Genomic DNA, 9,962 nt, shown 5'->3' with positions numbered 1-9,962 from the left:
GATGCCAGAAACTCATCCAGCAGATTATGTATCTTCAGCGGCTGCCCTACCACCTGCTCCAGCAGCCGGGGAAAACTTGCGAGTACCGGCCGTACCGTATGGACAATTGCAACACGTTTCATATTCTTACCTCATAGTGTATAAAAGGGATGAGGGTGATTATATCCCCCATCCCTTCGAATGCAAACCATCAGATGCTGCTATGCATCCTTATTTCCCGATGGAAGCAAGGTACTCTTTCTGGAACTGCATGCCATAGGCCCTGAAGGTCTCGGAATCCATGTAATCGGGAACCAGCTTCTGCTTCTCGATGTAACCCTTGTTCCAGGTTTCGGTCTCAGAGACTTTCTTGAATACGTTGGTCCAGTAGGCAACTGCTTCAGCGCTCATGGACTTCGGAGCTACGATGGATCTCCAGTTGGGAACCTCGACGTTCTTGTATCCGAACTCACTGAGGGTGGGAGCAGAATTGAGGTTGCCGGGGAAGCGACTGGTGGAAAGAGCCAGGATCGGCTTGATCTTGCCGGCTTCGACATACTGGGAAGCAGCAGCAGGCTTGGAGATCAAAAGGTCGAAGTGACCACCCAGGATGGCGGTGATGGCGCCGCTGGTTGCGTCGTGGGCGATGTAAGAGAACTGGTCCTCGGTTACGCCGATTTCCTTGATCAAGGCGGCATGACAAGCGATGTCGTCACCCTTGGAACCACCAAGCACGATTCTCTCGCCTCTCTTGAGGGCAGCCAATACTTCCTCAAAGCTCTTGTACTTGGAGTACTCGCCGATGAAGATCAGGTGCTTGTCAACAGCCATGTGGGCGATGGGCTGGAAGTTCTCAAAGCGATTGGAGGTGTTCTTCAACATCGGCATGAGGTCGCCGCTGTTAAAAGTGAGCAGGGTATGGTCGGCCTGTACACCGGCCTTGATCTGGGAAACCAAGAGGCGGCCTACCTCACCGGCGCCGTCGGTCTTGTACTGGACAACAACGTTCTGGCCGTTGAGCAGGTTCTCGGCAACAGCGATATCAATGATGGTGCGGGTGAAAATATCAGAACCACCACCGGGGGAGCTGGTTACATACCAATCGATGTTCTTGGAAGGGGTGAATGTCTTTGCAGCACCGGCAGCCTCAGTCTGGCCGGCAGCGAATACGGACATGCTTGCGAGCAGCAGAACGCCAAGCAGAATAGCAAGTTTTTTCATAGTCTTATCTCCTATTGTTTCTTTCAGGACACCTGTCCTGGAATTTCCATTTCATTCCAACTCGTATGAGCCGGATCACTTCTTTTTCGATACTCCCGCTTTCCTCAAGATAAACTTGATGACAGGGGTGAGCACGATGGCAAACAGAACGAGCAGCAGGAATGCGGAAATCGGCTTATCGAAGAAGATGTCCAGTTTTCCATTGCTGATGATGAAGGCCTTTCTCATATTCGACTCAAGCAGCGGGGCAAGTACGAAGGCAAGCAGCATCGGGGCGACGCCGTAGCCGTTGCGGTCGAGAATGTAGCCGAATACGCCTGAAAGGAACATGATGATCACCCCGTACATCGAGTTGGACGTACTATAACCGCCAACTACACAGACAACGGTGATGATCGGGATCAACATACGCACCGGTACGGTCAGGATCTGGATCAAGAAGGGGATGATACCCACTGCAATGATAAGGGTCAGGATGTTCGCAAGGAACAGGCTGGCGATCAAGCCCCAGGCGAAGTCAGGGTTGGTGGTGAAGAGCAGCGGGCCAGGATTCAGCCCCCACATCATAAGACCACCGAGCAGAACAGCACCGGTACCTGATCCGGGAATACCCAAGGCAAGCAATGGAGCAAAAGCACCTGCCGCCGCTGCATTGTTGGCAGACTCACATGCGGCAATTCCTTCGATGGCACCGGTTCCAAGGGGTTCTTCACTCTTGAAGGTTTTCTGCATGGCATACCCAAGGAAGGCTCCGGTAGTTGCACCGGCTCCCGGCAGTACTCCGACGAAGGTTCCCATGAAACCGCTTCTGATAGCAGGAGGCAGCAACCTTTTGAAATCATGGGCGGTAAGTAAAGAGCCCTTGATTGTAAGCTTCTGATTGAGGTTCGCCTCAACCTTCTTGTTACGCTCCTCCATCAGCTTGAGCACTTGGCTGAAGCCTACTGTACCGATGACGAACGGAGTGAAGGGAATACCNNCCCAATAGATAGATGTTGCCGAAATCAAACCGAGGACTTCCTGTCAAGGTGTCCATACCCATGGATGCAAGCAGGACACCAACCAAGGAAAGGACGACACCCTTGGTCGGGCTCTCTCCAACCAGCCAACCGATCGAAGTCATGGCTACGAGCAACAGGGAGGTCATTTCGGCAGGGCCGAACTTCAGGCCAAGGTCGGCGAGCAGCGGTCCCATGAAGGTAAGAATAAGCATCCCGATCAAGCCGCCGATGAAGGACGACGAGTTGGCAGTAAACAGGGCTTGACCAGGACGATTTCGTTTGGTAGCCATCGGATATCCATCCAAGGCGGTCATGACTGCAGGAGAGTCGCCGGGGATGTTCAGCAGGATGGCGCTGAAGGAACCGCCGTACATGTTGGCATAGTACAGGGAGCCGAGCATGATGATTGCGGTAGTGGGATTGAACTTATACGTAAGGGGCAGCAATAAGGCAACTCCTGCCAATGACCCGATTCCTGGCATTGCACCCACGATCAAGCCCAGAATGGCACCGAGCAGGGTAACCATTACATTTTCCAAGGTAAGGACTACTGAAAAGCCCATAAACAACATTTGCAGATTTTCCATAGTTTGCCTCTCAGTATGCAATAAGGTTGTAGATGAAGCCCTTGGGGAAGGGAACCCCGAGCCACATCACAAACGCACCGATTACAATTGCCATAATCACGGCAAACCCGATCAGAGTTGCTTTCCAGCTGAATTTCTCAAACCAGCGGAGCCAAAGCAACACAAAGAGTGCCAGGCTTGGAAGCATGCCGATTACCAGCGTGGAGAGCATGATGGCTACAACACCGAGGGCGGGGTACCAGTTCTCGACCGGAAAGCCCGGGCTCTCCTCCTTCAACGACCCAATGAAGGCCAGAACACTCAAGGCGAGTAATAAAAATCCGATGATGGTTGGGAAAAAGCCTGGGAGTGGTCCCCTGACCTCATGCATGAATCCATACTTGGTTATCCCGAAATAGATAAACACAATTGCAATAATTGCAGTCACTATCGGGATTAACATCTTGCTTGTAATTTTTTTCGTCTGCATATTCTCCTAGCTCCTCATGCCTGCTTCTGCAAGTGGACAGCCATGCGGGAAGCCATCTTGACTGCATTCTCGAATGCACTGGTCTTCACGATGCCCTTCCCTGCAATATCATAGGCCGTACCATGGGCACACGTCACTATGGGGGCGGGGAGTCCGCCGGCAATGGTGATGCCTTCATCGAAGCCGCGCAGTTTCAGGGCAATCTGGCCCTGGTCGTGATACATCGTCACCACTCCATCGAACTCGCCGCGGAAGGCCTTGATGAAGGTGATGTCACTGGGATAGGGACCGGATGCATCGATCCCCATCTCTCTTGCCTTGGCAATAGCGGGTTCAATGACATCAATTTCCTCACGCCCGCACAGGCCATGCTCGCCGGCATGGGGGTTCAGGGCAGCTAGTGCAAGCCGTGGCTTTGCAATGCCACTGTTCTTCAGGGATGCGTCTGCCAGTCGCACTGCACGAAGGATTCTATCAACGGTGAGGTTCTTGCTGACTTCGGCAATCGGGATATGGCTGGTGGTTCTGGTGGTCCACAGGTCCCCAAGCACGTTGATCTCCCCAAAGGGTTCGGTATGGTTGAAGAGCTGGGCAAGATAGTGATGTTCGCTTTCCAGCTCACATCCGGCTTCCTTCATGCCTGCCTTGTTGAAGGGAGCGAAGCAGAAGCCTTCAATTTTTTTGGCCTTATAGAGCTCAACACCAAGTTTCAATCCATGCAGGTTTGCTTTTCCTGCTTCAATGGTCAGCTGTCCAAACACAACCTTTTGGGGATCCTGATCGTGTTGGTCAAGAACAGCCAAATTACCGTTCCAATCAATCTGGTCGATATCAGAAACCATTTGCAAGGGTACTGAGGAACCAATGACACCAAATGCACGCTCAAGGATTCGTACGTCTCCGATGATGACAGGTCTGCAATAGGCGGCAAAAAAATTCTGCACTGCAAGCTTTGCAATGATCTCCGGGCCTACTCCAGCTCCGTCCCCAATCAAAATTCCCAATATAGGTTTATTCATGAAAGACTCCCTTTTCAAACAGACAGGGCGCAAACAGAGTGAGCCCGTACCAACGATAGGGCAACTTGCGTGCCAACTTTATTGTATTGTATACAATTTTGATTTTCTTATGCTTTTGTATACAAGTATTTTGTGGTTAAGGAACCAAATACGAAACTGTGAGCATAAGTTTCGCATAAAAATTGGGTTGTGGTAGATACTTGTTTCATTGTTTCAATATTTTGTTACATGTTTCATTTGAAACATCAATGCAACATGCACGCATCCAACATAATTCGTTCTTATTGCTCGAGTGCAGTGAATTTACGCCACAGCGTCGTCCTGCTCATACCCATCTGCCTGGCAAATACATCCCGGCTCAAACCACTGGCAAGAAATTGCTGATAGAGCTCTTCATCCGATATCTTGGGCTTACGTCGAACCTGCCTCTGGGGCTCATCATGCATCTGCAGACTGGTAGAGCCTATGTCGAGCAGATCAATCTCCTTGACGGTGACGACATCGGATGTATTCAGGATGGCAAGCCGTTCTGCAGCATTTCTCAATTCACGGATGTTCCCCGGCCAGGAGAAGGCATTGAGCGCGGCTATTGCTTGATCGGTGAGCAACGGTTCTTTCAAGCCGTGCCTTCTGCAGTATTGCTGAACGAAATGCCTGAATAAAATGCCGATATCCTCTTGGCGGTTTCGCAGGGGTATCAACTGCAGGCTCAACAGGCTGATTCTATAGAAGAGGTCGAGACGGAACGTCCCTTCCCTCACCTTCTCGATGATGGTATTGTTTGCGGCACTTATTATTCGTACATCAACAGGAATAACCGTGTCGGCACCAATCTTTCGGACCTCGCGTTCCTGCAGGACCCGCAAGAGCTTCGCCTGCACGACGATCGGCATCTCGGCAATTTCATCGAGAAAGAGTGTTCCCTTGTGTGCAAGCTCAAAAAGTCCGGGCTTGCCCCCCTTCGCCGCTCCGGTGAAGGCACCGTCGGTGTAGCCGAACAGCTCGCTTTCAAGCAATTGTTCGGGCAGGGCTGCACAGTTTACAGCAACAAAGGGCTCTTTCGCCCGAGGGGAGGCGTTGTGGATGCTTTGGGCAAACAACTCCTTGCCGGTTCCTGTCTCACCGAGAAGCAACACGGTTCCAGGAACCTGGCTGAAGCGCTTGGCCTTCTCAACCAAGGCCAGCATATGGGGATTCCGGGTAACGATGTCAGAGAAACTATACCGGGCGATCAAGCCCTTCCGGTTCAGCTCGGTTCGAATCTTGTGCTCTGTCCGTCGGATGGCCTCTGCATTCTGGAATGTATAGAGGAAGCCCGCTTTCTTGTCATCCATGCTGATCGGCTGCTGGGTGACCAGGCACTGTTGTCCATTGATGGTTACCAGCTCTTCCTTCGGGCTGCCGGAATTGAACGCTTCGGCCCACCTGCTGGAAAAGTACACTTTTTCAACCGGGAGGCCCTCCAAAGGACTCTTGGCGAACAAGTTTTCAGCCTGCCGGTTCCCTGCAATGATCTGACCATTGCTGTTTATGGCAAGCAAGGCATACGTTGCGTTGTTCAGCAGGGTTCCCAGAAGGTTCCCCCTGGTCTGTGCCCGCTCCAGCGAACGGGCGGCCGCTGCGGCCTCATTGACTGCATGTACCACCGCTTGGTATCCAGTCTTGACATGGATGAAAGAAAGGTTGCGTTCCTCGCAGATCCTGCACATGGTCAGGCCCCCGACGAAGATGGTGCATCCCAGCTTCTGCAACGTAGAAACACCTTCGAGAACATCGTTTTGGTCGGTTACCTGGAACACGGAGACATCGCGGCCCACCAGCGTGCTCAGCTCATCCTGCCCGCACAACTGCTCGTTGGAGATCAGGCCGATACGACCGCCATTTGAGACGGCTTTCGCTTGGGAAAGAGCGGAAAGCAGATCGGCATTGCTCCAGTTGATGGGAACCACGTGCACGGAAGGCTTTTGCAAGGCGATTGCAGAAGCCGTGATGCCTCGAGCCACAATAATATCGGCATCAAGAGGCTGGATTACCTGGGGATCAGTTCCGAAAATATGCGTAGTGCTTACTGACAAGTCTTGGAGGTCGATGGTGTGAAGGACCTCTTCGAAAGCCTGTTGAAGTTCAAGATAGGGTACAACAATCAATATCTTTATCACTACGTTGCTCCGCTGTCCAGTGTAGCATGGACTGCCATTCTTTACAAAGCTTGCCGACTCTTGGTATTGTCGGCTATGACATATACACCCATTCTGCAATACCTGCTTCTGGCGCTTCTGGCTGTTGTAACCATTTTCAACTTCTATGCATTGACAATCGGCAAGAAGAAGAGGAATCGGGCAAAGGCAAATTATCAACAGACACTGCGCTCGCTTGAGCAGAAAGCCTTCGAACTCATGCAACAACACAAACTGGAGTTTGATATTAAACAGGGGTATATCAATGACCTGAACGACGGTATCCTGCTCACTTTCGATACCAAGAAACGCATGGTTGCAGTGGTGCTCAAGGATGCCGAATACCTGTTTGGATACGATGAGTTCATCAGCTGCAACCAGTACTACGAGACGTTGGAGAACAACAAAATCTCCAACATCACCGTAGAGATCGAAACGAAGGACAGCATCATCAGCCTGCTCTTCGGTTCAAAAGCCTGGAAACCCAAGTCCTACCTTGGCAAGTTCCTGCTCTCGGACTCCAAGGAATTCTGCACCTTGCTGGAGCGTTATTGCCTTGGCAAGGAAGCTAGTTCATCTTCGGCTGATCAATGATGTGCACATCAAGCTGATTGAACGGAACAGATAGCCCTGCTTCAGCAAGGCGTTGAAGTATTTCACCATTGAACCGCCAATACACCTTCCAATAGTCAGCCGGCTTGGTCCAGGGACGGACTACAAAGTCGATTGAGGAAGTGTTGAGTTTGTTTACTTCAATGACCGGCGCAGGCTCGCAAAGCACTTCTGGGTAGGAATCGAGAATGTTCTTGATCACCTGCTTGGCCAGGGCGAGATCTGCCTGATAAGAAACACTGACTGCAAGTTCCACCCTTCTCCGCTCGATGTTCGAGTAGTTGACGATGGGGTTGCTCCAGACCAGCTTGTTGGACATCGTGATTTTCTTGTTGTCGGGGGTTGAGAGGATGACACAAATCATATCCATGTCGGTGACCGTTCCGCTGAAGGATCCCGTCTCGATGTAGTCCCCGATCCTGAAGGGAGCGTTGATGACGATCATCACCCCGCTGAGCAGGTTGCCGATGGTCTCCTGGAAGGCGAAGCCAAGAATGACACCGGTGATTCCCAGTCCGGCAAGCACCGGTCCCATGTCCAGGCCCATGTGTTGCAAAAAGGCTACTATCAGGAAAATCCAACCGATGATGTTGACCAGCTGCAGGATGAAACGGGCCATCAGGTCATTGATCTTCTTCGCCCGTGCAAGCGAGCGTTTCAGAATCCGGGTCAGCCATATGATGAGAATCTTACCGACCAAGACCATGAGCAGGCCGGTTCCCAAGGTAATCAGAAACGATACCGGCCCAAGCTGTGTCCATACGTCGATCTTATGCATGAGCTGTCCAAAGAACGAATCAGAAACAGCCGCCTCACTGCTTAGTGCCATGATTGCTGGGTGCATATATACACATCCTTGTTGAGAATAGATACTGAGAACCTACCATCAGGGCACAAAAAAGGCAAGGTAAAGAAATGATCTTCACCCTGCCCGATTCAATTGGATTACTTGCTGAGCAGACTGTGCAGCTTCTTGGTGAAAGCAACCGGGTCCTTGGGCATGACACCCTCGGCAAGCAGTGCCTGGTCAAGCAACACCGAACAAAGATCCTCGATGTACTGATCGTCGTCGCTTGCATCGATTTTCTTGATCATGGGGTCTTCAACGTTGATTTCCAGGATGGGTTTCACATCCTCGAAGTCGTCTTGTCCCATGCTCTTGAGAATCTGCTGCATCTGCACCGAAGGATCGTTCTCATCCACAACCACCACCGCAGGTGATTCAACAAGACGGGAGGAGACCACTACATCCTTGACCTTGTCGCCGAGAGCCTTCTTGATCTTCTTGACCAGGCTCTTTGCCTCCTTGGTCTTTTCGGCATCCTTCTCTTCTTTCAGGTCATCCACTGCACCACTCTTGTTGATGGCCTTCAGCGGCAACTCCTTGTACGTTCCAATCGACCCGACAACGATATCGTCGATGTCGTCGCTCATGATCAGGACCTCGAAGCCTTTCTTGCGATAGGACTCGAGCAAGGGACTTGCCTTGAGAGTCGACTCCTTTCCTCCGGTGATGTAATAGATCGACTTCTGGTCGGCGGGCATCCGCTCCTTGTAGGAAGCAAGACTGACATACCCTTCCTGCGACGAGGACTTGAAGCGAACCAGCTCAAGCAGTGCATCGCGGTTGGCGTAGTCCGAATAGAGGCCTTCCTTGAGCGGACGATTGAACTGCTCGATGAACTTGGTGTAGAGCTCGGGGTTCTGTTCGCTGATTTTCTGGAATTCACCCAACAGCTTCTTCACCGAAGCATTGCGGATGGCGCTCATGACCCTGTTCTGCTGCAAAATCTCACGGCTTACGTTCAGCGGGAGGTCCTCGCTATCGATGATACCCCGGACAAAACGCAGATAGGTGGGAAGCAGTTCCTTGTCGTCATCGGTGATATACACACGCTTCACATAGAGCTTCACGCCCGGACGATAATCGGCATGGTACAGGTCAAACGGTGCCTTGGAGGGGATGAAGAACAGGGTTGTGTACTCGGTGGCTCCTTCTGCTCGTGTATGAACATAGAAAAGGGGGTCTTCGCTGTCGTAGGTCAACTGTTTGTAGAACTCCTTGTACTGCTCATCGGTGAGTTCACTCTTGCTGCGCCTCCACAAGGCCGAAGAGCTGTTGATCTGCTCCACCTTGTGCTCGACTTTCTTTACCGCCTTCCCATCCTTGTCCTTCTTCTTGTCGTCATAGGTTGTCTGGTCATAGGAGAGGAAAATCGGATAGGCGATGTGATCACTGTACTTCTTCACCAGCTGCTCGATCTGCCAACGGTTGGCATACTCATTGCCTTCCTCGTTCAGATAGAGCGTGATGGTAGTTCCATGACCATCCCGGACAGCTTCCTCGAGCGTGTAGCTGCCTTTACCTGTGCTGCTCCACTTCCAAGCCTGCTCTTCACCGGCCTTGAGACTGATCACCTCAACCTTTTCGGCCACCATGAATGCACTATAGAAACCTACACCGAACTGACCGATCAGGTTGCTGTCCTTCTTCTGTTCTTCGGTCAAGGAAGCGAGGAACTTCTTGGTGCCGCTTGAGGCAATGGTTCCCAAGTTGTCACTCAGGTCGTCATGGTTCATTCCCAATCCGTTGTCGCTGATGGTCAACGTGCGCTTGTCGCCCTCTTCAGTGAAGGAGATGTCGATTCGCGGATCGAAGGAGAGACCCTTGAATTTTTCATCGGTCAAGGTGAGGTACTTTAGTTTGTCCAGTGCATCGGACGAGTTGGACACCAACTCGCGAAGGAATATTTCCTTGTGTGAGTAGAGCGAGTGGATGATGAGCTGAAGCAGCTCCGACACTTCAGTCTTAAACTTCTTTTGTTCCATTGTAGTTTCATGCCTCCAAAAGGATATAAGCAAACATACTGATTTTTCATGCCATCGGCAATTGTCCT

At 51.5% G+C, this 9,962-nt stretch carries 9 protein-coding genes; 1 reads left to right on the top strand and 8 read right to left on the bottom strand.

Annotation, left to right across the window (positions count from 1 at the left end; genetic code table 11):
• Nucleotides 1–210 precede the first annotated feature (210 nt).
• The 6 genes from B3F49_RS02460 to B3F49_RS02435 form a co-directional block, all read right to left on the bottom strand.
• Nucleotides 211–1,200 carry a Bug family tripartite tricarboxylate transporter substrate binding protein gene (locus tag B3F49_RS02460; protein ID WP_293908816.1) on the bottom strand — a complete coding sequence of 330 codons (990 nt, stop codon included), beginning with the start codon at nt 1,198–1,200 and terminating at the stop codon, nt 211–213.
• 75 nt (nt 1,201–1,275) lie between these two features.
• Entirely contained in the window at nt 1,276–2,130 is an 855-nt protein-coding gene (locus B3F49_RS02455; RefSeq protein WP_293908815.1) for a tripartite tricarboxylate transporter permease, read from the bottom strand.
• Nucleotides 2,105–2,683: a tripartite tricarboxylate transporter permease gene (locus B3F49_RS02450; RefSeq protein ID WP_422663644.1), complete on the bottom strand. Its 579-nt coding sequence runs from the start codon at nt 2,681–2,683 to the stop codon at nt 2,105–2,107. Before B3F49_RS02450 ends, B3F49_RS02455 begins: the two co-directional genes overlap by 26 nt.
• Before the next feature lie 115 nt (nt 2,684–2,798).
• A complete protein-coding gene (locus tag B3F49_RS02445; RefSeq protein WP_293908813.1) occupies nt 2,799–3,257 on the bottom strand; it encodes a tripartite tricarboxylate transporter TctB family protein in 459 nt (152 codons plus the stop codon).
• A gap of 14 nt (nt 3,258–3,271) precedes the next feature.
• Nucleotides 3,272–4,276, bottom strand: coding sequence for a PdxA family dehydrogenase (locus tag B3F49_RS02440; protein WP_293908811.1), 1,005 nt, complete (start codon nt 4,274–4,276; stop codon nt 3,272–3,274).
• Nucleotides 4,277–4,557: 281 nt separating this feature from the next.
• On the bottom strand, nt 4,558–6,435 hold the full coding sequence (locus B3F49_RS02435) for a sigma 54-interacting transcriptional regulator (protein ID WP_293908809.1): 1,878 nt from the start codon (nt 6,433–6,435) through the stop codon (nt 4,558–4,560).
• A 75-nt stretch (nt 6,436–6,510) separates the two neighbouring features.
• Here B3F49_RS02435 and B3F49_RS02430 point away from each other — a divergent pair, with 75 nt between their 5' ends.
• Entirely contained in the window at nt 6,511–7,047 is a 537-nt protein-coding gene (locus B3F49_RS02430; RefSeq protein ID WP_293908808.1) for a hypothetical protein, read from the top strand.
• Here B3F49_RS02430 and B3F49_RS02425 read toward each other — a convergent pair.
• A complete protein-coding gene (locus B3F49_RS02425; RefSeq protein ID WP_293908807.1) occupies nt 7,022–7,909 on the bottom strand; it encodes a mechanosensitive ion channel family protein in 888 nt (295 codons plus the stop codon). The genes B3F49_RS02430 and B3F49_RS02425 overlap by 26 nt on opposite strands.
• A 101-nt stretch (nt 7,910–8,010) precedes the next feature.
• The gene (htpG, locus tag B3F49_RS02420; RefSeq protein ID WP_293908806.1) at nt 8,011–9,894 is read right to left on the bottom strand and encodes a molecular chaperone HtpG; all 1,884 of its coding nucleotides are present in this window, start codon (nt 9,892–9,894) and stop codon (nt 8,011–8,013) included.
• Nucleotides 9,895–9,962: the final 68 nt, after the last annotated feature.

It is taken from the genome of Sphaerochaeta sp. UBA5836 (assembly GCF_002432845.1).
Lineage (GTDB): Bacteria > Spirochaetota > Spirochaetia > Sphaerochaetales > Sphaerochaetaceae > Sphaerochaeta.
The sequence above is the reverse complement of the archived record's forward strand: the minus strand, read 5'-3'. Positions and strand labels throughout refer to the sequence as shown.

Bases quoted from the DNA above. Each gene is read 5' to 3' on its own strand.
- B3F49_RS02430 (WP_293908808.1), top strand. From the start codon at position 6,511: ATGACATATACACCCATTCTGCAATACCTGCTTCTGGCGCTTCTGGCT.
- B3F49_RS02425 (WP_293908807.1), bottom strand. From the start codon at position 7,909: ATGCACCCAGCAATCATGGCACTAAGCAGTGAGGCGGCTGTTTCTGAT.
- B3F49_RS02460 (WP_293908816.1), bottom strand. From the start codon at position 1,200: ATGAAAAAACTTGCTATTCTGCTTGGCGTTCTGCTGCTCGCAAGCATG.
- B3F49_RS02445 (WP_293908813.1), bottom strand. From the start codon at position 3,257: ATGCAGACGAAAAAAATTACAAGCAAGATGTTAATCCCGATAGTGACT.
- B3F49_RS02440 (WP_293908811.1), bottom strand. From the start codon at position 4,276: ATGAATAAACCTATATTGGGAATTTTGATTGGGGACGGAGCTGGAGTA.
- htpG (WP_293908806.1), bottom strand. From the start codon at position 9,894: ATGGAACAAAAGAAGTTTAAGACTGAAGTGTCGGAGCTGCTTCAGCTC.